This is a genomic window from Propioniciclava coleopterorum (assembly GCF_011393335.1).
GTDB lineage: Bacteria > Actinomycetota > Actinomycetes > Propionibacteriales > Propionibacteriaceae > Propioniciclava > Propioniciclava coleopterorum.
This window is the reverse complement of record NZ_CP049865.1, coordinates 2,249,512-2,268,774: the sequence shown is the minus strand read 5'-3', so window position 1 is coordinate 2,268,774 and position 19,263 is coordinate 2,249,512. Positions and strand designations below refer to the sequence as shown.

Below are 19,263 nucleotides of genomic sequence, written 5' to 3'. Positions count from 1 at the left end.
ACCCCGGGGACGCCCCGGGTATTCCCGGGGTGCCCGGCAACCGAAGGTCACTCCCAGACGGCCACCGAGCGACGGGTCGGGAGCGAGTCCGGGTCGGCGAGGAACAGTTCCGGCCGTTGCGCACGGATGGTTTGGATGTCGTCGAAGACGGTGCGCAGGTGAGCCCGGAGCGCGGCGGCCGCCCGCGGGCCGTCACCGTCGCGCACCGCCTCGTAGATCGCGCGGTGCTCGCGGCGCAGCGGCTCGAGGATCGGCAGCAGGGTCACGCCCAGCATCCGCGCCCGATCGAGGTGCGCCTTCGCGGCCGCGACGAAGGACCACGACAGGCCATGACCGCCGAGTTCCATGAGGCCACGGTGGAACGCCTCGTCGAGTTCGAAGAACCGCGCGGGGTCGTCCCCCACGCGATCCTGCTCGGCCACGTTCGCCTCGAGCGCCCGCAGCGCGTCGGCGGACACCGGGAAGCGGATCGACTCCAGTGCCGCGAGCTCGACGGCCTCCCGCATGAACTGCGCCTCCGAGACCTGTTCGGCGTCCACCCGCGACACGAACGTGCCCACCTTGGGGAAGACGCGCACGAGGCCCTCGTTGGCCAGGAGCAGGAGCGCCTCCCGCACCGGCGTGCGGGAGACCCCCAGCGCGACGGCCATCTCGTTCTCGGACAGGGCGGCGCCGGGAGGCAGCTCCACCATGACGATGCGGCGACGCAGGTCCTCGTACGCCCGGTCGCGCGCGTTGCACGGCACCGCGGCCACCACCCCCCTCTTCGCCATGCGCCCACCCTAGGGCAACGAGGGTGGCAAAAATCGACCTTGACCGCTTCTTCCATACTTCGTTTGTATACAAGCGTCCTGCCTTGAAAACCCCGCTTTTCGACGCCGGGCCGCGACGGCGACGTCGCGCACACCCCCGCACACGACCCGGGGGCGATCCGATCGGAGCAGCCGCCCGGACGCCTCCCAGGATGACGGAGCAGGACGGGCACCGGAGCCCGCCGATCGAAGGAGTCAGGTGAGATGAAGAAGGTAACGACGGTCGCATTGGCCGGAGCGTTGGCGCTGGCACTGGCCGGGTGCAACCTGGGCGCGGCGGCCCCCGGGGCGCGTCCAAGGACCAGCCGATCACCCTGAAGGTGGGCGACAACTGGGGCGCGACGCACCCGATGGCCAAGGTCCTCGACGAGGTGTTCAAGCCCGAGGTCGAGCAGGGCTCCGACGGGGCGATCCAGGTCGAGGTCTACCACTCGGGCACCCTCGGCAACGAGGCCGATCTGTGGGACGGCGTCCGCAACGGCACGATCGAGGTGGCGGTGGTCGGGACCCCGATGAACCAGGAGTTCCCCACGATGCTGATCTCGGACTGGCCGTTCCTGTACCGCGACCTCGAGCACGCCAAGAAGGTCTGGACCGGGGACATCGCCGCCGAGGTGAACCAGAAGTTCGAGGAGAAGTTCCCGACCGTCCAGGTGCTCGGCTGGGGCCCGAACAGCGCCCGCACGTTCACCAGCAGCAAGAAGCTCACGACGATCGAGGACTTCGCCGGCCAGAAGTTCCGCATGCCGAACAACCCGATCCACATCGGGCTGGCGGAGAACCTCGGTGGTAGCGCCCAAGTGATCCCGCTCGGCGAACTGTTCTCGGCGTTGGAGACCGGCGTCGTGGACGGCCAGGACAACGGCATGGTCACGGTCATCAGCGAGGGCCTCAACGAGGTGCAGGACTACATCTACGAGACCAACCACATCATCGCGACGCTGGAGATCGTCGCCAGCGACGCGGCCATGGACCGGCTGAGCGAGGCGCAGCAGAAGGTGGTGCGGGACGCGGCCGCGAAGGCGTCGACGCAGGCGTGGGACCAGTACATCGCGAGCGTGGACACCGACCGCCAGTCGCTGAAGGACAAGGGCCTCACAGTGACCGAACTGACCCCCGCCGACCGTGACCGGATGATCGAGAAGATCAAGCCGGTGACCGACAAGCTCTACGCGGACAACGCCTGGGCACGCGAACTGACCGACAAGATCCGAGCGGTGAGCTGACGGAACCCCGGGGCGGGTCCGTCGCGACCCGCCCCCTGACCGAAGGTGCGGCCCATGTCCACATTCCTCGATCGGCTCTTCCGCGGAGTCGACATCATGATGGCGGTCTTCCTGGCACTCATGATCGCCCTGTTCTTCCTCAACGTCGTGCTGCGGTACGTCTTCTCCACCGGGCTGGTCTGGTCGGAGGAGGTGGCGCGGCTCGCGTTCATCTACCTCGTCTACTTCGGCACGATCGGCGCGTTCCGCGACAACCGGCATCTCGGCGTGGACACCGTGCTCACACGGCTGCCCGAGCGCCCCCGTCGCGTGCTCTACGCCGGCATCCAGCTCGTCATCATCTGGATGATGGGCCTGCTCGCCGTCGGGAGTTGGCAGTTGGCCGTGCAGAACCTGAACGACCGTTGGGTGGCGACCCAGTTCCCCCGTGCCCTGGTCTACGGCGTCGGCGTCGTGACCGGGGTGGCGATCATCCTCGTCGCCGTGGGCAACCTCTACCAGGTGTTCGTCGCCCGTCGCTCGGTCGACGACCTCACCACCATCCGCGACGACGGCGCCGACCCGCTCGCCGAGATCGACTGAGGGGAACGACCGTGCTTCTGCTGCTGCTCTTCCTGACCTACCTGATCGTCGCCATCCTGCTCGGCGTCCCGATCGCCTTCTCACTGCTCCTGGCCGGCGCGGCGGTCGGCGTCCACATGGGGGGCGCCGCCGCCGACCCGCAGATCCTCGCCGCCCAACTCATGCGCGGCACGGACTCGGTCGCGATGATGGCCCTGCCGTTCTTCGTCCTCGCCGGCGAACTCATGAACCGCGGCGGGCTCACCCACCGGATCATCGCCTTCGCCAACATCTTCGTGGGTCGCGTCCGCGGCGGCCTGGGCTACGTGACGATCCTGGCCTGCCTGCTGTTCGCCAGCCTGGTGGGCTCGGCCGTCGCCAGCACGGCGGCACTCGGCGCGATCCTCATCCCGATGATGGTCCGATCCGGCTACGACCGGGCCAAGTCCGCCGGCCTCGTCGCCAGCGCCAACCTGGTCTCCCCCATCATGCCGCCCTCGGTGCCGTTCATCGTGTACGGCGTGACCGCCGGGGTCTCGATCAAGTCGCTGTTCCTCGGCGGCATCGCACCGGCGATCTACCTGACGCTCATCATGTGCCTGATCTGGTTCTTCGTCTCCCGCAAGGACGGCGTCCGGTCGAACGAGCCGACGCCGACCCTGAAGGAAGCCGGTAAGACCGTCCTGGACGGGATCTGGGCGCTGTTGCTCCCCGTCATCATCCTGCTGGGGCTGCGGGGCGGGATCTTCACCGCCACCGAGGCCGGCGTCGTCGCCGTGGTCTACGCCCTGATCGTCGGGACGGTGGTCTACCGCGAACTCGATCTGCCGGTGATCTTCCAGGGTCTCCGGTCGGCGGCCAAGATGTCGGCCGTCGTGATGTTCCTGGCCGCTGCGGCGCAGGTGGCCGCCTACTACATGACGATCGGCGGCCTCCCCCGGCTCATCACGGGCCTGCTGGATCCCCTGGTGGAGAACCCGACGCTGCTCATGGTGGTCCTCGTCATCGTGGTCCTGCTCGTGGGAACGGCGATGGACGTCGTCCCCACCATCCTGATCCTCACTCCGATCGTGCTGCCGCTGCTCAACGCCGCGGGCATCAGTCCGATCTACTTCGGCGTGGTGTTCACGCTCGCCAACGTGCTGGGGCTGACCTCGCCCCCGGTGGGGCCGGTACTCAACGTGGCCTGCGCCACGGGGAAGGTGAAGATGGACGAGATCATCAGACCCGTCATCCCCTACTTCATAGCCCAGACGGTGCTGGTGTTCCTGTTGGCGCTGTTCCCGGCGCTCGTCATGGTGCCGCTGGGCTGGCTCGACACGTGACCGGGAGCACGCCATGAAGATGGGATTCCGTTGGTTCGGCGAGGAGGACGATCCGATCCCCCTCGCGCACGTGCGCCAGATCCCCGGCGTGCGACACGTCGTCGGAGCCCTCCACGACCTGCCCGCGGGCGCGGAGTGGCCGCTCGCCAGGATCGCCGCCCTGCGTGAGGCGATCGAGGCGGCCGGGTTGCTCCTGGAGGTCGTCGAGAGCGTCAACGTCTCCGACGCCATCAAGATCGGGCTGCCGGAGCGCGACCGCCACATCGAGAACTACATCGCGACGATCCGTAACCTCTCCCGGCACGGCGTGAAGGTGATCTGCTACAACTTCATGCCGGTGTTCGACTGGATCCGCACCGACCTGCGGTCGGAAGCACCCGACGGTTCCTTCTCGATGGCCTACGACCAACAGATCGTGTCCGGCTCGTTCCGCGACGTCATGCTCCGCGTGCAGGGCGGCGCCGACGGCTTCCGGCTGCCGGGTTGGGAGGAGGACAGGCTCGCGGGGATCGAGGCGCTGTTCGAGGCCTACAGCGACGTGGACGAGGATGGGCTGCGGGCGAACTTCGCCTACTTCATCGACGCGATCCTGGACGCCTGTCGCGCTCACGACGTCCGGATGGCCGTCCATCCCGACGATCCTCCCCGATCCGTCTTCGGGCTGCCCCGGATCGTCAAAGGCGCGGAGGACATGCGGGCCATCGCCGCCTTCACGGACTCCCCGTACCACGGGTTCACCGTCTGCACGGGCTCGCTGGGGAGCGACCCGGACACGGACGTCCCGTCCCTGATGCGGGAGTTCAGCGCCCTCGGGAGGGTGCCGTTCGTGCACCTGCGCAACATCCTGCACACCGGGCCGGGGACGTTCCGGGAGACGGCCCACCCGTCGTCGGAAGGATCGTTGGACATGTTCGCCATCGTGGAGGCACTTCACGAGACGGGCTTCGACGGGTACGTCCGGCCCGACCACGGCCGTGACATCTGGGGCGAACGCGGACGCCCGGGCTACGGCCTCCACGACCGGGCCCTGGGCATCACCTACCTTCTGGGGTTGTGGGAGGCGCTCGGACGCACCCACTGAGCGTGGCGCGCGTCGACCCCCTCATCGGGGCCGCGCAGGAGTGGGTCCGTCATTGCGGGCCCACTCCCTCCGCCGGCTCCGCCCAGTTCCCCCTCTGGCAGGGTCGGCCCGACTTCGGCCGGCGCCCTTCGCCACAAGGACCCCGGAGCGGCTTCCTCCCCCACGCTGGTCGGCGTAGCGTGAGAAGCACCCATCCCCACGCAGAGAGCCACCCTCATGCTCCACTTCGCAGCACGTACCTGGCCCTGGATCCTGGCCCGCGGCATCGTCGCGGTGCTGGCCGGGCTCATCACCATCGTCCAGCCCGGCATCGCTCTGGCCACCCTGGCCATCCTCATCGGGATCTGGCTGATCGCCGACGGCGTCGGCCTCCTGATCAACGCGTTCACCATCCCGCTGGCCGGCGGGGGCACCCGCGCCCTGTTGGCGGTCTTCGGCATCGTCAGCGTCGTCGCGGGCGGCATCGCGCTGGCGAACATGAACGCCGCGCTATCGGCGATCGCCGTCATCCTGGCCGTCTGGTTCTTCGCCTCCGGCATCGCCCAGATCGCCACCGCCATCAGAATCCGCAAGGCCGTCACCGGCGAGTGGATGCTGATCGTCGTGGGCGTGTTGGGGATCCTGTGCGGCGTCCTGACGATGTTCGCCCCGGGCGCGACGCTGGCGACCGCGGCCATCATGTTCGGCGCGTTCGCCCTCGTGTACGGCATCGCCGCGATCGTGGCGGCCCTGCGGATCCGCGGCCTGGTCAAGCGCTCCGGCGCCTGAGTGGACGCGCCGTCAGCGGCTGAGCAGGTGCCGCAGATGCTGCCTGACCGCCGGCCACTCGGCATCGGTGATCGAGTACTGCGCGCTGTCGGTGACGGTGCCGTCGCGCATGACCCGGTCGTTGCGGATCCGGCCCTCGAACGTCGCCCCGATCCGCTCGATGGCCTCCCGCGAGCGCAGGTTGAGCCAGGTCGTGCGGAACGCCACCCGGCGGCATCCCCACGCCTCGAAGGCGTTGCCCAGCAGCAGCTTCTTGGCCTCGGTGTTGATGGCGGTGCGCCGCGCCGACGCCGCCAGCCAGGTCATGCCGATCTCCACCGCGGGCACGGCGGGGAGCGGGTGCAGGTAGGTCGTGACGCCGACGGGGACGCCGTCGGGACGCAGCACCGCGAACGGCAGCATCTCGCCCGTCGCGGCCCGCGCCAGCTTGGCGTCGATGTCGGCGCGCATCCGGTCCGCCTCCGGCGCCGAGGTGTACCACAGCCCCCACACCTGATCGAGGCGGGCCGCGTCCGCCAGCCCGCCCGCGTGATCGGAGGTGAGGGGCTCCAGCCGCACCTCGCGTCCGAGCAGGGTCACCGGGTCGAGGAATCCCATGCCGGCCAGCCTAGGGACGCGGCCCGAGGCCAGGCCGGTGTTTCTCGCCTCGGACGCCGACCCGGGCGGCGCGTGCCCCGCGTGGCAGGATCGGGCGGGTGAGCCTTCCACCCGCCGACGTCCTGGGCAGCCTCGAGGCCGCCCCCGCCCTGGATCGCCCCGATCTGCTCGCCGAGCCCGTGCGCGCCGCGCTGGCCGCGACCGGGCTGGACGCGTACGTCACCCCGATCGACCCCCACCTGGCCGACACGGAGAACTTCTGCGCGCGCTACGGCGTCCCGCTGGAGGCGTCGGCGAACGCGGTCGTCGTGCGCGGGGTGCGCGGCGAGGTCGAGCGGTTCGCCGTGTGCATGACGCTGGCCACCCACCGCGTCGACGTGAACACCGTCGTCCGCAAGCGGCTGGACGCGCGCAAGGCGTCCTTCGCGCCGCGCGAGCAGGCGGTGGCGCTGTCCGGCATGGAGTTCGGCGGCATCACCCCCGTGGGCGCACCCGCCGACTGGCCGATCTGGGTCGACGGCGCGGTCGCGGACCAGGACTGGCTGTGCGTCGGGTCGGGGATCCGCGGCTCGAAGCTGTTCGTGCCCGCGGCCACCCTGCTGGGGCTGCCCGGAGCCGAACGCGTGGACGGCCTCGCTCGCGCGCTGCCGTCCACCGCCCTTTGATCCGCCCGGCGTCGGCGATCTCGGTCAGCCCGGGTAGTGCACCTCGGCGTACAGCCGTCCCGTGTGGAGCGCGAGGTAGGCGACCTCCTCGGTCGTGAGGCTGCCCTTGACCGAGGCGTCGATGAGCTGGGCAACCCGGCGGGCCGCCTCCGCGGCCTCGGGGTAGACGCTCTGGACCGCGCCCATCACGTCGATGCCCGAGCCGACCAGCTGCCGCCCCTCGATCGCCCGCACGAACAGGTAGCGCAGGTGCGTCACGAACCGGGCCGAGCTCACCGACGTCTGGTCCAGCGGACGCCCCCACAGTTCCTCCAGCAGGGCGAACGTTCCGGTGATGGCGTCCGTCATCGCCACCGTCTTGCTCAGGTCGCCGCCGACCCACTGCTGGTTGATGAAGTGCAGCGCGAACGCGACCCACTCGTCCTCCTGCAGCCGGACGCGGAGGCGGTCGCCGGCCAGGGCCACCGCCTCGCGTCCGACCTCGGCCTCGCGCGGGTAGAGCTGGGCGACCTCCCAGCGCAGTGGGATGTCGACCTTCACCCCCTCCCGGGCGCGCCGCACGGCGAAGGACAGGTGGTCCAGCACCGGCAGCAGGAAGCCCTGGCTCACCGGCACCCGGAGCCGCTCGTGGGCGAGCGCCACGATGTCCCGGGCCGTCGCCGCCTCCTCCAGGGTGGCGTCGCTGAGCAGGGTCGCGACCGCCGCGGCCTTGTAGGGCCCCTGCGCCACGAACCGCTGCGCGCCGGCGGGGTCCACGCGGTCGCCGGGCTTCCGCTGGAAGCCCAGCCCCTTACCGAGCAGCACCACCTCCGTGCCGTCGGGGTCGGCCCCCAACACCACGTTGTTGTTGTAGATGCGGCGGATCGTGACCGTCGCGCGCCCCCCGCGCATCATCGCCGCCGGTCAGACCTTCGCCAGCGTGGCGACCGGTGCGTCCGGACCCGCCGTCAGGTCGGGCTCGGACAGGGTGAACGCCTTCCCGTTGGTGAGGACCACGGGCGTGATGAGCGAGGGCACCTGCTGCCCCACCGCGTCGAGGTCGCAGGTCAGGATCGGGTCGCCGACCTCGACGCGGTCCCCCGTCGCGGCGAGGGCCGCGAAGCCCTTGCCCCTCAGGGTGACCGTGTCGATGCCCACGTGCACCAACACCTCGGCGCCGGCGTCGGTGCGGATCGCGTACGCGTGCAGCGTCTTGGCCAGCAGGATCAGCTCACCGGCGACGGGGGCGCGGAAGGTGCCTCCGGTCGGCTCGACGGCGAAGCCGTGGCCCATGGTGCGCTTGGCGAACACGGGATCGGGCACCTCCTCCAACGGCAGCAGCCGACCCTCGACGGGGCGGTGGACCGACTCCATGTCCTTGGCGGATGCCTTGGCGAACGGGTTCCACATGATGCGACTCCTTCTCCCTCAGTCCTCGATGCCGAGCTTCTCGTTGATGATGTTCTTGTACAGGATGGCCTTCCCGCCGAACACCGCCTGGACGCCGCCCCGCACCTCGAACACGTCGGCCGCCCCGATGCGGCGCAGCGCCGCCTTGTCGACCTGCGCGGGGTCCTTGACCGAGACCCGCAGTCGGGTGATGCAGGCGTCGAGGTCCTCGAGGTTGTCGGGTCCGCCCAGGGCGGTGAGCACCTGGTCGGCCTCCTGCTCCAGCGCCGTGCCCTCGCCCTCGGCGGGGGCCGCGTCGGCGTCCGAGCCCTTCACGGCCTGGCCCGCGTCGGTGGCCGCCGCCGCCAGCGTGTCGTCGAGGTGGCCGGGGGTGGCGACCTTGAAGCGGGTGATCAGGAAGCGGAACGTCACGTAGTACAGGCCGAACCACAGCAGCCCGATGGGGATGAGGTACAGCCAGTGCGTCCGGTCCTCGCCCTGCAGGACGCCGAACAACAGGAAGTCGATGACGCCGCCGGAGAACGTGTTGCCGATGTTGATGTTGAGCACGTCGGCGATGAAGAACGAGACACCGTCGAGGAAGGCGTGGATCACGTAGAGCCACGGCGCCACGAACAGGAACATGAACTCGATCGGCTCGGTGATGCCCGTGACGAACGAGGTGAGCGCCACGGACAGGAACAGGCCGGTGTACCGGGCGCGGCGATCCTTCGGCACGCACTGCCACATCGCCAGGCAGGCGCCCGGCAGGCCGAACATCATGGTGGCGAAGCGGCCGGCGAAGTACCGCGTGCCCTCGGTGAACAGCCCGACGTGGTTGGGGTCGGCCAGCTGGGCGAAGAAGATCTTCTGGGCGCCGGAGATGCTGACGCCGTTGACGATCTCGGTGCCGCCGAGCGGGGTGTACCAGAACATCGGGTAGATGACGTGGTGCAGGCCGACCGCGCCCGACAGGCGCATCAGGAAGCCGTAGAAGAACGTGCCGATCGGGCCCCAGCTCGCGATCGCGGTGCCGGCGGCGACCATGCCCTGCTGGATCGGCGGCCAGATGAAGTAGAACGCGACGCCCACGAAGATCGCCGCGAAAGCCGTGACGATCGGGACGAAGCGCGATCCGCCGAAGAAGCCCAGGATGGCCGGCAGCTGGATGTTGTAGTAGCGGTTGTGCAGCCACACGGCGACGGCGCCGATGACGAGCGAGCCCACCACGCCGGTGTCGATCGAGCCCTCGGGGTTGTTGAGGGTGACCAGGGCCTCCATGGTGCCGACCATGACGAGGTAGCCGGTGATGCCGGCCAGCGCGGCGGTGCCCTTGTCGCGCTTGGCCAGCCCGATGCACAGGCCGATCGACAGCAGCAGCGGCAGGTTGGCGAACACGACGCTGCCCGCGGCCGCCATGATCTGGAAGACCACCTGGAGCGCGGGGACGCCGAGCGCCGGGAACGCCGCGACGGTGTTGGGGTTGGACAGGGCGCCACCGATGCCCAGCAGCAGGCCCGCCGCCGGGAGGATGGCGATCGGCAGCATGAACGCCTTGCCGACCTTCTGGAGTGTCTTGAACACGGGTTGTCGTCTTTCTCTTCGCGCCGCGCGTCGCCGGGCGGCGGATCGTGTGCCCTTGCGGGCGAGGGGGTGCGCCGGCCGACAGGCCGGAGCGGACGCCTCGGGCGGTGGTGCCCGTCGGCGTCGACGGGTCAGCGCAGGGCGTCCACGAACTCGGTCGCGATCTCCAGCGGACGCGTGATCGCGCCGCCGACGACCACGCAGTGCGCGCCGGCGTCCAGGGCCGCCCGCGCCTGCTCGGGTCGCCGGATGCGCCCCTCGGCCACGATCGGCACCTCGGTGTCGCGGGCCAGCCGCTCCACCAGCGGGAGATCGGGTATCGGTGCGCCGGCCGACTGCGGCGTGTAGCCGCTCAGCGTGGTGCCGATGAGGTCGACGCCCGCCTCGGCGGCCGCGATCCCCTCCTCGTAGGTGGCGATGTCGGCCATGAGCGGGACGCCGGGGTGGCGCTCCCGGATCCGGGCGACGAACGCGGCCGGAGTGAGGCCGTCCGGACGCTCGCGCAGCGTGCAGTCCAGGGCGATGGCGTCCGCGCCGGCCTCGACCAGCGCGTCCACCTCCTCCATCGTCACCGTGATGAACGGCTCGAACGGCGGGTACTCGCGCTTGATGAGCCCGATGACGGGCAGGTCGACGGCGTCCTTGATCTGGGCGACGTCGCGGGCGGAGTTGGAGCGGATCGCGACGGCGCCGGCGCGCTGCGCGGCGATCGCCATCAGCGGCATGACGCCGCCGGTCTCGGTGTGGAGCGGTTCACCGGGCAGTGCCTGGCAGGAGACCACGAGGCCGCCCGCGAGACGCTCCGAAAGAGATGATCGTGTCATCGTCACTTCCTCGGCAGAAACGTGCGTGGAACGCCCGGACCGTCGGTGGTGCGGGCACACGTCTCGGGTTTTGCCGTGGGTCACAATCCCGATGACCTTGGCGCGATGCGCCGTGGCGACTGTAGCACCACTGGCGGGCGATCGCGCAACCACAACGGGAGACACGCCCCGAAGCGGCGCCGGACGCGCCACGGCCCCGCATGCCGGGGCATGCGGGGCCGTGTGCTCGGTCGGACGTGTCAGTCGTTGCGGACGTCGCCCTTGGACTCGCCCGGGTACTCACCGACGTGGAGGTCGGAGTCGCCCGCGGCGTGCGTGTCGGGCACGATCGGCGATGCCGGGGACTCGGGCGCGACGGCGGCCTCGGCGTCCTGGGTCGCCTCCGCGGCGTCCTTCAGGTCGAACGCGCCGGTCTTCTCGTCCTGCTCGCGCTGCTCCTCCCACTGCTTCCACGCGTGCTGCACCTGGTCCTGGAAGTCGGCCATCGTGGTGCGGCCGCGCTCGGACAGGTCGTGGAACGCCTTGTTGGCGTCGTCCATGAACGTCTTGAACTGGTCGGGCATGGAGTCGACGAACTTGCGGAAGTTCGGGTCGACACCTTCGGGGGTGTTGTCGGCGATCTGCTTGCGCTGCGCGTCGTAGAGCTCCTTGGCCTTCTCCGCGAGCACGTTGGCCAGGCCCGCGGCGGCGTAGACCGTCTCGGTGGCGAACTTGATGGCCGCGTCGCCGAGCTTCTCCGGGGTGAACTTCTCGCCCTGGGTCAGCGTCGGGTCGTGGTCCTTGGCCGAGGCGTGCACCTCGTCGTGACGGGCGCTCGTCTCCTCGGCGGCCGCGTCGGGCGTGTGGGCCGCGGCGTCCTGCGCCTCGTGGTGGCGATCCTGCTCGTTGGGCTGATCAGTCATGTCACTCCTGTCCTGCGTCACCGGGAGCGACCTGTGGTCTCGGCAGTCGTCTGTTCGACGGAGCCGGCCCTGTGCCGGCACCTCCCGGGCTGTGTCTTCAGTCTGCTCGGCGCGGCAGAACCCCACAACCCCGGAGCACCACCCCCAGACCCTGAGCCTTCCCCGTGCTGGGGGTCAGGGCATCGGCTGGGTACCGTGGGAACATGTTCGGCTTCCGCACTCCTCCACGTCCCACCGACGCGGCCACCGCGCTCCCCGGCCGCTCCACCGGCATCCTGCCCGCGGGCGTCCGCCACGACATCTTCGGGATCGACGTCACCGACGTCCCCGCCGGCGCCGAGGTCGCCTACTTCGCCCTGGGCTGCTTCTGGGGCGCCGAGAAGCTGTTCTGGTCGACCCCCGGCGTCGTGAACACCGCCGTCGGCTACCAGGGCGGCTTCACCCCGAACGCCACCTACGAGGAGGCCTGCTCGGGGCTGACGGGCCACGCCGAGACCGTCAAGGTCGTCTTCGACCCGGCGGTGGTGTCCTACGCCGACCTGGTGCGGATCTTCCTCGAGAACCACGACCCCACCCAGGGCGACCGGCAGGGCAACGACGTGGGCAGCCAGTACCGCTCGGCGATCTTCCCCGTCGACGGGGAGCAGCGCGCGACGGCGCTGGCGACCATCGCGTCCTACCAGCCGAAGCTCGCCGAGGCCGGCTACGGCCCGATCACCACCGAGGTGGTGGACGCCCCCGCGTTCTACTACGCCGAGCCGTACCACCAGCAGTACCTGTTCAAGAACCCCGCGGGCTACTGCCCGATCCACGCCACCGGGGTGGCCTGCGGCTGACGGCTACTGGGCCGCGCGCGCCAGCAGGTTGAGCAGGTAGTCGCCGTAGCCCGACTTGGTGAGCTTCTCGGCGCGCTCGCGCAGACCGTCGTCGGACAGGAAGCCCTGGCGCCACGCGACCTCCTCCGGGCACCCCACCTGGAGGCCCTGGCGCGCCTGGATGGTCCGGACGAAGTTGCTCGCGTCGTTGAGCGAGTCGAAGGTGCCCGTGTCGAGCCACGCCGTGCCCCGGGTCAGCACCTCGACCTGCAGCGCCCCCTGCTCCAGGTAGACGCGGTTGACGTCGGTGATCTCGTACTCCCCGCGCGCCGAGGGCTGCAGGTCCGCCGCGATGTCGGTGACCTGCTCGTCGTAGAAGTACAGGCCGGGGACGGCGTAGTTGGACTTGGGATGGGCCGGCTTCTCCTCGATCGAGATGGCGCGGCGCTCGTCGTCGAACTCGACGACGCCGTAGGCGGTCGGGTCGTTCACCCAGTAGGCGAAGACGGCCGCCCCGCTGAGGTCGTTGTACTTGTGGAGCTGACGCCCCAGCCCCGGCCCGTAGAAGATGTTGTCGCCCAGGACGAGCGCGCACTTCTCGCCGCGCGCGAAGTCCCGGCCGATGGTGAACGCCTGCGCCAGCCCCTTGGGCTCGGGCTGGGTGGCGTAGCTGATGTCGATGCCGAACTGCGAGCCGTCCTGGAGCAGGCGCTGGAACGCCTCGCTCTCGTGCGGGGTGGTGATCACCAGCACGTCGCGGATCCCCGCGAACATCAGCGTGGTCAGCGGGTAGTACACCATCGGCTTGTCGTACACCGGCACGAGCTGCTTCGAGGTCGCCTGGGTGATCGGGTGCAGCCGGGTACCCGAGCCGCCGGCCAGAATGATTCCGCGCATGCGGCCATCTTCGCGTGCCCCCGCCGAGTCGGCCAAGTCCCTCCCCGCACCGGCGTTTCGGACGCCGATCAGCGCAGGTAGTCCACCAGGGCGGCGTCCGCGTCGCGCGGGCGGAAGCCCGTCGCCCGGATCTTCGCCAGCTCCAGCGTGCTGTGGCGGGGCCGCGGCGAGACGACGCGCCCCGCGGCGAACTCGGCGGTGCTCTGCGGCGACACCGAGGCCGGGTCGTGGCCGGTGAGCTCGAAGACGCGCCGGGCGACCTCGAACCACGAGGCCGGCGGGCCCTCGTTGGTGAGGTTGTACGTCCCGAAGCCCGCGCCGGAGTCGATCAGGTGGACGATGCCGGCCGCGAGATCGTCGGTGAACGTCAGGCGGCCGATCTGGTCGTCGACGACCGACGGGGCGACCCCGTCGGCGGCGAGCCGGGCCATCGTCCGCACGAAGTTCCCGCCGTCGCCGATCACCCAGCTCGTCCGGACGATGTAGTGCCGGGGCAGCGTGGCCACGAGCGCGTCGCCGGCCGCCTTGGTGGCGCCGTAGACCCCCAGCGGACTGAACGGCTCGTCCTCGGCGTGGGTGGTCGCCTCCCCGTCGAACACGTAGTCGCTGGACACGTGGACGAGGGTGAACCCGTGTTCACCGGCGGCGTCGACGAGGTGCCGGACGGCGTCCACGTTGACCCGCCAGGCGGCACGGCGTCCCTCGGGGGTCTCGGCGGCGTCGACGGCGGTCCACGCCGCGGCGTTGATCACGGTGCCGACGCCCTGCCATCCGAAGTCGGCGACGGCGGCCGCGTCGGTGAGGTCGAGCTCGGCCTGGTCGACCGCGCGCGCGTCCGGGAGCATCGCCTGGAGGGCGCGACCCAACTGGCCGGACGCGCCGAGGATGACCGTGGCGGGCGGGCGCATGGGGACGACCTCGGCCAGCCGGGGGTGCGCCAGGTCGGCGTCGGAGATGATCGCCTGCTCCACCGGGATCGGCCACGGCACCGACGCCGTCTCGTCGGCCAGGTTGAGGTAGGTGTAGGACGCCCGCGCCTCGGGGCTCCAGTGGTCGTTGACCAGGTAGGAGTAGGTCGTGTGCGGCGCGAGGGCCTGGTAGCCGTTGGCGACGCCGCGGGGCACGAACACGGCCTTGTCGGGCCCCATCTCCAGCGAGAAGGAGGCCCCGAAGGAGTCGCCCGGGCGGAGGTCCACCCACGCGCCGAAGATCCGGCCCTGCGCGAGACCGATGAGCTTGTCCCACGGCTCGGCGTGCAGGCCGCGCGTGACGCCGACCTCCTCGTTGTAGGACATGTTGTTCTGCACCGGCCCGAAGTCCGGCAGCCCCAGCGCCACCATCTTGGCGCGCTGCCAGTTCTCCTTGAACCAGCCGCGGGCGTCCTGGTGGAGGGGCAGGGTCAGAACCAGCAGCCCGGGGACGGGCGTGGTCTCGATGCTCAACTCGCTCATGGGCGCTCCTGATCGTCGCTGGCGGTCACTGGCCGGTGGCGGCGTACTTGGCCTCGGTGGCCGCCTTGATCGGCCGCCACCACGCCTCGTTGTCGCGGTACCAGGCGATCGTGTCGGCCAGCCCGTCCTCGAACGAGGTGAAGCGCGGGCGCCAGCCGAGCTCGTCGCGCAGCGCCGTGGCGTCGATGGCGTAGCGCAGGTCGTGCCCGGCGCGGTCGTTGACGTGGTCGTAGGCGTCGACCGGCTCGCCCATCAGGCGCAGGATCGTCTCGACGACGGTCTTGTTGTCCTTCTCGCCGTCCGCGCCGATGAGGTAGGTCTCCCCCATCCGCCCGTCCTCGATGATCCGCAGAACGGCGGCGTTGTGGTCGTCGACGTGGATCCAGTCGCGGACGTTGAGCCCGGCGCCGTACAGCTTGGGCCGGACGCCGTCGATCACGTTGGTGATCTGGCGCGGGATGAACTTCTCGATGTGCTGGAAGGGGCCGTAGTTGTTGGAGCAGTTGCTCAGCGTGGCCCGCACCCCGAAGCTCCGCACCCAGGCGCGGACGAGCAGGTCCGAGCCGGCCTTGGTCGCCGAGTACGGCGAGGAGGGGTTGTACGGCGTGGTCGCGGTGAACTTCTCCGGGTCGTCGAGCTCCAGGTCGCCGTAGACCTCGTCGGTGGAGATGTGGTGGTAGCGCACGTCGTGCCGGCGCACCGCCTCGAGCAGGGTGTAGGTGCCGACCACGTTGGTCTGCACGAACGGCGAGGGGTCGCTGAGGGAGTTGTCGTTGTGCGACTCGGCGGCGAAGTGGACCACGACGTCGGCGGCGGCGACGAGCCGGTCCATGAGCGCGGCGTCGCAGACGTCGCCCTGGACGAACGTCACCCGCTGTGGATCCAGCCCGTCGACGGACTCCGGCCGCGCGGCGTAGGTCATCTTGTCGACGATCGTCACGTGGTCATCGGTGTGCTCGAGGAGGTGCCGCACGAAGTTGGTGCCGATGAAGCCCGCGCCGCCGGTGACCAGATAGTTCGCCATGGCGTTCAGCGTATCGAAGACGCCGCGGCCGGTGCCCCCGAGCCGCCCGACGACGCGGCATGGACCGGCCTTGGTGCGCCCGCCCCGCCGTGGTTACATCGAGCGCATGGAATCCAGCTTCGAGGGGGCCGCATGAACGCGCCGGCGGCCGTCCGGGTGCCGCTCGTCCTGCTGCCGCGTCCGGACGTCGATGTGGCGCGCTGGGCGGTGATCGCCTGCGACCAGTTCACCGCGCAGCCCGACTACTGGGACGCCGCGGAGGCGGCCGTCGGGGACGCGCCCTCCACGCTGCGGATGATCCTGCCCGAGCTCCACCTGCACGCCGCCGACGTGGAGGCGCGGATCGCCGCCTGCCAGGAGGCGATGCGGCGCTACGAGGCCGACGGCCTGTTCGTCGAGCACGAGGCGCTGGTGCTGGTGGAGCGCGAGGTGAGCCGCGGCGTCCAGCGGGGCCTGCTGGTCGAGATCGACCTGGACGCCTACGACTTCAGCCCGCAGGCGACCAGCCCGATCCGGTCGACCGAGGGGACGGTGATCGACCGGCTGCCGCCGCGCATCGCGGTCCGCCGGGACGCCGACCTCGAACTCCCCCACGTGCTGGTGCTGTACGACGACCCCGACGGCACGGTCCTGGCCGCGGTGGACGCGGCCCGCGACGGGCTGGTGCCGGCCTACGACGCCGACCTGATGGGCGGCTCGGGTCACATCGCCGGGGCGCTGATCGCCGACGCCGGCGTCCAGGACGCCGTCCTCGCGGCGCTGGCCGATCTCGTCACCCCGGAGGCGTACGCGTCCCGCTACGGCCTGGACGCCGACGCGCCGCTGCTGCTGGCGGTCGGCGACGGCAACCACTCGCTCGCGGCCGCCGCCACGATCTGGTCCGCGCTCAAGGCCGCGGGCGCGGGCCCGGACCATCCCGGGCGGCACGCGCTGGTGGAGCTGGTGAACCTGCACGACCCGTCGCTGCACTTCGAGCCCATCCACCGGCTCGTGACCGGGGCGCCCGGGCTGGCCGAGGCGCTGGTCGCCGCGGTCGGCGGCTCCGTCCGGCCCGTCACCGACACCGCGGCGGCGGAGGTTGCGGTCGCCGCGGCGTCCGGGCAGGCGTTCGCGCTCGTGGACGCCGACGGCGTCCGCGTCGTCGAGGCGACGGCGCCCACGCACCAGCTGGCGGTGGGCACGGTCCAGGCCTTCCTGGACCGGTGGCTGCCCGAGCATCCGGGCGCGGAGGCCGACTACGTGCACGACGGCGAGGTCGTCGACGACCTGGGGCGGCGTCCGGACGCCCTCGGCGTGCTGCTGCCGGCGATCGCCAAGGAGGACTTCTTCGCCTCGGTGGCCGTGGACGGGCCCTTCCCGCGCAAGACATTCTCGATGGGACACGCCCGTGACAAGCGGTTCTACCTGGAATGCCGGCGGATTCGCGGCTGAACCCGGACGGTGGCGTCCGCCCGAATGCGGCCCCGCAATCCGGCGCCGACAGTTTGGCGAACCGGTCGCCCAGCGATGGTCGCCCGGACTAGGCTCCAGGGAAAGTCATAACGACAGCAGGAGGTCTTACCGATGGCGCATGAGATCACCGACAATCCACTTCGCGGCGTCGAGGCCGCGCAGGGGCAGTCCGGGCATTACGGCATCTTCGACCAGGGCGCCCAGGTCTGGTCCTGGCGACCCGACGGTGCCGAGCCGGTCATCTGGATGAGCGAGAAGTCGTGGTTCGCCGACAGCCAGCCCATCCGCGGCGGCGTCCCGATCTGCTTCCCCTGGTTCGGCCCCGGACGCTCCGGCGACCTGCAGCCCCTCCACGGCTTCGGCCGACTCCAGACCTGGCACATGTCCAACGTCAAGGACACCCTCGACCGCGACGGCCGCCTCATCGTCGAGTACACGCTCGACGAGTCGATGAGCGGCGACCAGCCGAACTGGCCGCAGCGCTACGAGGCCTGGTTCCGGGCGAAGTTCACCCCGGAGTACCTGGGCCTCGAACTGCAGATCGACAACGTCGGCGACGAGGACATCACCTTCGACGAGGCCCTGCACACGTACCTGCGCGTCGGGGACGTCACGAAGATCTCGATCAGCGGCCTGGACGGCGCCACCTACTTCGACAAGGTCACCGGCGAGGAGGGCCAGGTCCAGTCCGGCGACCTGACCGTCGCGGGCGAGACCGACCGGGTGTACGAGAGCACGGGCGAGGTCACGATCCACGACCCGGCGCTGGGGCGCGACCTGGTCATCACCAAGTCCGGCTCGGCGAACACGGTCATCTGGAACCCCTGGATCGACAAGGCCGCCGCCATGCCCGACTTCGGCGACGACGAGTGGCAGCAGATGATCTGCATCGAGGCCGCCAACGCCCTGGGCCACCCGGTGACCCTGCGTCCGGGCGAGTCCCACCACCTCAAGCAGCGCATCACCCTGGCCTGACAGGTCGGCTTCACCGCAGGGGCGGCGTCCGGGAGGTTCGGACACCGCCCCTGCGGCATGTCTGTGCGGTTCGGCGTCCCGCGGATGGCCTAGATCGGCCCGGGCGGCCACGCCTTCGCGATGACCTTGCCGGTGATCCGCTCGGCGGGCACGAACTTGGCGCACTCGGTGCGGCGGGTGCCGCGGCAGGCGGCGACCGAATCCGCGGAGTTCGAGCGGTGGTCGCCCATCACCAGGTAGCCGTCGCGCGGCACCGGGACGGGGCCGAAGCACCGCGGCGACATGGGAGCCGAGTTGCAGTCGAGGACGCCGAGTTCGAAGGGCAGGTCCTCGTACAGGTAGGGCTCGACCATCGCCATGCCGTTGACGACGATCCGTCCGGTGGCGTCGCAGCAGGACACGACGTCGCCGGGGGTCCCCAGCACGCGCTTGACGGTGTACGTGCGGCTCGACGTCCCGATCCCGGTGACGTCGCCGAACCCGCGGGCCGCGTTGACGAACGCGTCGTCGGAGGGCGGCAGGCCGGCGTCGTTCCAGGTCTCGCCGTGGCCGAAGATGACGATGTCGCCGACCGCCGGCGAGGACGCCAGGTACGGCAGATCGGAGGACAGGACGCGGTCGCTGACGCCGAGGGTCTGCTCCATGGACCCGGACGCCACGTTGTGGACCCGGACGAGGAACGCCTGCACGACCGACACGATCACCAGGGCGACGACGAGGTTGCCCAGGATCGCGAGCCACAACGGCACCTGACGGCGTCGGGCTACGGGCGTCGCTCCGGGCTCCGCGTCGCCGGCGGCCTCGGGTGCGGGGTGGGTGGACTCGTCCTGCTTCACGCGGACCCCCTTTCCTCACCAGGATACGTGTCCGCCTTTCGGGCGCTTTCATCTCGGCGCGGAGGCGGAGCCACCCGGACCGGTCGATTTGAGGCCTGAC

The 19,263-nt window shown here is 70.5% G+C and carries 20 protein-coding genes; 9 read left to right on the top strand and 11 right to left on the bottom strand.

The annotated features are described in order from the left end of the window. Positions 1-47: 47 nt before the first annotated feature. Complete coding sequence (locus G7070_RS10840; RefSeq protein WP_166233751.1) at positions 48-773, bottom strand: GntR family transcriptional regulator; 726 nt, start codon at positions 771-773, stop codon at positions 48-50. Between the two features lie 299 nt (positions 774-1,072). Here G7070_RS10840 and G7070_RS10835 point away from each other — a divergent pair, with 299 nt between their 5' ends. From G7070_RS10835 to G7070_RS10815, 5 genes are all read left to right on the top strand, one after another. Beyond that, positions 1,073-2,038 carry a TRAP transporter substrate-binding protein gene (locus tag G7070_RS10835; protein WP_206079734.1) on the top strand — a complete coding sequence of 322 codons (966 nt, stop codon included), beginning with the start codon at positions 1,073-1,075 and terminating at the stop codon, positions 2,036-2,038. 54 nt (positions 2,039-2,092) lie between these two features. Next, on the top strand, positions 2,093-2,620 hold the full coding sequence (locus tag G7070_RS10830) for a TRAP transporter small permease (RefSeq protein ID WP_166233750.1): 528 nt from the start codon (positions 2,093-2,095) through the stop codon (positions 2,618-2,620). Positions 2,621-2,631: 11 nt separating this feature from the next. Next, the gene (locus G7070_RS10825) at positions 2,632-3,924 is read left to right on the top strand and encodes a TRAP transporter large permease (protein ID WP_166233749.1); all 1,293 of its coding nucleotides are present in this window, start codon (positions 2,632-2,634) and stop codon (positions 3,922-3,924) included. Between the two features lie 13 nt (positions 3,925-3,937). Continuing rightward, a complete protein-coding gene (locus G7070_RS10820; protein WP_166233748.1) occupies positions 3,938-5,005 on the top strand; it encodes a mannonate dehydratase in 1,068 nt (355 codons plus the stop codon). A gap of 216 nt (positions 5,006-5,221) precedes the next feature. Further along, a complete protein-coding gene (locus G7070_RS10815) occupies positions 5,222-5,773 on the top strand; it encodes an HdeD family acid-resistance protein (protein ID WP_166233747.1) in 552 nt (183 codons plus the stop codon). A 12-nt stretch (positions 5,774-5,785) separates the two neighbouring features. Here the strand turns inward: G7070_RS10815 and G7070_RS10810 are convergent, their stop codons facing one another. Further along, on the bottom strand, positions 5,786-6,370 hold the full coding sequence (locus G7070_RS10810) for a GNAT family N-acetyltransferase (RefSeq protein ID WP_166233746.1): 585 nt from the start codon (positions 6,368-6,370) through the stop codon (positions 5,786-5,788). Between the two features lie 98 nt (positions 6,371-6,468). Here G7070_RS10810 and G7070_RS10805 point away from each other — a divergent pair, with 98 nt between their 5' ends. Continuing rightward, positions 6,469-7,035 (top strand): YbaK/EbsC family protein, encoded by a 567-nt coding sequence (locus G7070_RS10805; RefSeq protein WP_166233745.1) that lies wholly within the window; start codon positions 6,469-6,471, stop codon positions 7,033-7,035. A 24-nt stretch (positions 7,036-7,059) separates the two neighbouring features. Here G7070_RS10805 and G7070_RS10800 read toward each other — a convergent pair whose 3' ends face one another. The 5 genes from G7070_RS10800 to G7070_RS10780 form a co-directional block, all read right to left on the bottom strand. Then, a complete protein-coding gene (locus G7070_RS10800; RefSeq protein WP_246227029.1) occupies positions 7,060-7,929 on the bottom strand; it encodes a PRD domain-containing protein in 870 nt (289 codons plus the stop codon). Positions 7,930-7,938: 9 nt separating this feature from the next. Beyond that, a complete protein-coding gene (locus tag G7070_RS10795; RefSeq protein WP_246227027.1) occupies positions 7,939-8,424 on the bottom strand; it encodes a PTS sugar transporter subunit IIA in 486 nt (161 codons plus the stop codon). 18 nt (positions 8,425-8,442) lie between these two features. After that, complete coding sequence (locus G7070_RS10790) at positions 8,443-9,987, bottom strand: PTS transporter subunit EIIC (RefSeq protein ID WP_166233744.1); 1,545 nt, start codon at positions 9,985-9,987, stop codon at positions 8,443-8,445. A 131-nt stretch (positions 9,988-10,118) separates the two neighbouring features. Next, positions 10,119-10,811, bottom strand: coding sequence for an N-acetylmannosamine-6-phosphate 2-epimerase (locus tag G7070_RS10785; RefSeq protein WP_166233743.1), 693 nt, complete (start codon positions 10,809-10,811; stop codon positions 10,119-10,121). 239 nt (positions 10,812-11,050) lie between these two features. Further along, positions 11,051-11,713, bottom strand: a complete 663-nt coding sequence (locus G7070_RS10780; protein WP_166233742.1) for a nucleotidyl transferase family protein — start codon at positions 11,711-11,713, stop codon at positions 11,051-11,053. A 203-nt stretch (positions 11,714-11,916) separates the two neighbouring features. Between G7070_RS10780 and msrA the strand changes: the two genes are divergently transcribed. Further along, a complete protein-coding gene (gene msrA / locus G7070_RS10775) occupies positions 11,917-12,549 on the top strand; it encodes a peptide-methionine (S)-S-oxide reductase MsrA (RefSeq protein ID WP_166233741.1) in 633 nt (210 codons plus the stop codon). 3 nt (positions 12,550-12,552) lie between these two features. Here the strand turns inward: msrA and rfbA are convergent, their stop codons facing one another. The 3 genes from rfbA to rfbB all read right to left on the bottom strand — a co-directional run bounded on the left by rfbA (position 12,553) and on the right by rfbB (position 15,900). Next, positions 12,553-13,425, bottom strand: a complete 873-nt coding sequence (gene rfbA / locus G7070_RS10770) for a glucose-1-phosphate thymidylyltransferase RfbA (RefSeq protein WP_166233740.1) — start codon at positions 13,423-13,425, stop codon at positions 12,553-12,555. Between the two features lie 68 nt (positions 13,426-13,493). Next, complete coding sequence (locus tag G7070_RS10765) at positions 13,494-14,876, bottom strand: sugar nucleotide-binding protein (protein WP_166233739.1); 1,383 nt, start codon at positions 14,874-14,876, stop codon at positions 13,494-13,496. 25 nt (positions 14,877-14,901) lie between these two features. Next, on the bottom strand, positions 14,902-15,900 hold the full coding sequence (gene rfbB / locus G7070_RS10760; RefSeq protein ID WP_166233738.1) for a dTDP-glucose 4,6-dehydratase: 999 nt from the start codon (positions 15,898-15,900) through the stop codon (positions 14,902-14,904). 132 nt (positions 15,901-16,032) lie between these two features. Between rfbB and G7070_RS10755 the strand changes: the two genes are divergently transcribed. Together G7070_RS10755 and G7070_RS10750 are read left to right on the top strand one after the other, a co-directional pair. Next, entirely contained in the window at positions 16,033-17,331 is a 1,299-nt protein-coding gene (locus tag G7070_RS10755) for a DUF1015 domain-containing protein (protein ID WP_166233737.1), read from the top strand. A gap of 132 nt (positions 17,332-17,463) precedes the next feature. Beyond that, positions 17,464-18,327, top strand: a complete 864-nt coding sequence (locus tag G7070_RS10750) for a D-hexose-6-phosphate mutarotase (RefSeq protein WP_166233736.1) — start codon at positions 17,464-17,466, stop codon at positions 18,325-18,327. Between the two features lie 89 nt (positions 18,328-18,416). Here G7070_RS10750 and lepB read toward each other — a convergent pair whose 3' ends face one another. Further along, positions 18,417-19,163 (bottom strand): signal peptidase I, encoded by a 747-nt coding sequence (gene lepB / locus G7070_RS10745; protein ID WP_206079733.1) that lies wholly within the window; start codon positions 19,161-19,163, stop codon positions 18,417-18,419. Between the last annotated feature and the right edge of the window lie 100 nt (positions 19,164-19,263).

Bases quoted from the DNA above. Each gene is read 5' to 3' on its own strand.
- G7070_RS10840 (WP_166233751.1), bottom strand. From the start codon at position 773: ATGGCGAAGAGGGGGGTGGTGGCCGCGGTGCCGTGCAACGCGCGCGAC.
- G7070_RS10830 (WP_166233750.1), top strand. From the start codon at position 2,093: ATGTCCACATTCCTCGATCGGCTCTTCCGCGGAGTCGACATCATGATG.
- G7070_RS10820 (WP_166233748.1), top strand. From the start codon at position 3,938: ATGAAGATGGGATTCCGTTGGTTCGGCGAGGAGGACGATCCGATCCCC.
- G7070_RS10815 (WP_166233747.1), top strand. From the start codon at position 5,222: ATGCTCCACTTCGCAGCACGTACCTGGCCCTGGATCCTGGCCCGCGGC.
- G7070_RS10810 (WP_166233746.1), bottom strand. From the start codon at position 6,370: ATGGGATTCCTCGACCCGGTGACCCTGCTCGGACGCGAGGTGCGGCTG.
- G7070_RS10800 (WP_246227029.1), bottom strand. From the start codon at position 7,929: ATGATGCGCGGGGGGCGCGCGACGGTCACGATCCGCCGCATCTACAAC.
- G7070_RS10795 (WP_246227027.1), bottom strand. From the start codon at position 8,424: ATGTGGAACCCGTTCGCCAAGGCATCCGCCAAGGACATGGAGTCGGTC.
- G7070_RS10785 (WP_166233743.1), bottom strand. From the start codon at position 10,811: ATGACACGATCATCTCTTTCGGAGCGTCTCGCGGGCGGCCTCGTGGTC.
- G7070_RS10780 (WP_166233742.1), bottom strand. From the start codon at position 11,713: ATGACTGATCAGCCCAACGAGCAGGATCGCCACCACGAGGCGCAGGAC.
- msrA (WP_166233741.1), top strand. From the start codon at position 11,917: ATGTTCGGCTTCCGCACTCCTCCACGTCCCACCGACGCGGCCACCGCG.
- rfbA (WP_166233740.1), bottom strand. From the start codon at position 13,425: ATGCGCGGAATCATTCTGGCCGGCGGCTCGGGTACCCGGCTGCACCCG.
- G7070_RS10765 (WP_166233739.1), bottom strand. From the start codon at position 14,876: ATGAGCGAGTTGAGCATCGAGACCACGCCCGTCCCCGGGCTGCTGGTT.
- rfbB (WP_166233738.1), bottom strand. From the start codon at position 15,900: ATGGCGAACTATCTGGTCACCGGCGGCGCGGGCTTCATCGGCACCAAC.
- G7070_RS10755 (WP_166233737.1), top strand. From the start codon at position 16,033: ATGAACGCGCCGGCGGCCGTCCGGGTGCCGCTCGTCCTGCTGCCGCGT.
- G7070_RS10750 (WP_166233736.1), top strand. From the start codon at position 17,464: ATGGCGCATGAGATCACCGACAATCCACTTCGCGGCGTCGAGGCCGCG.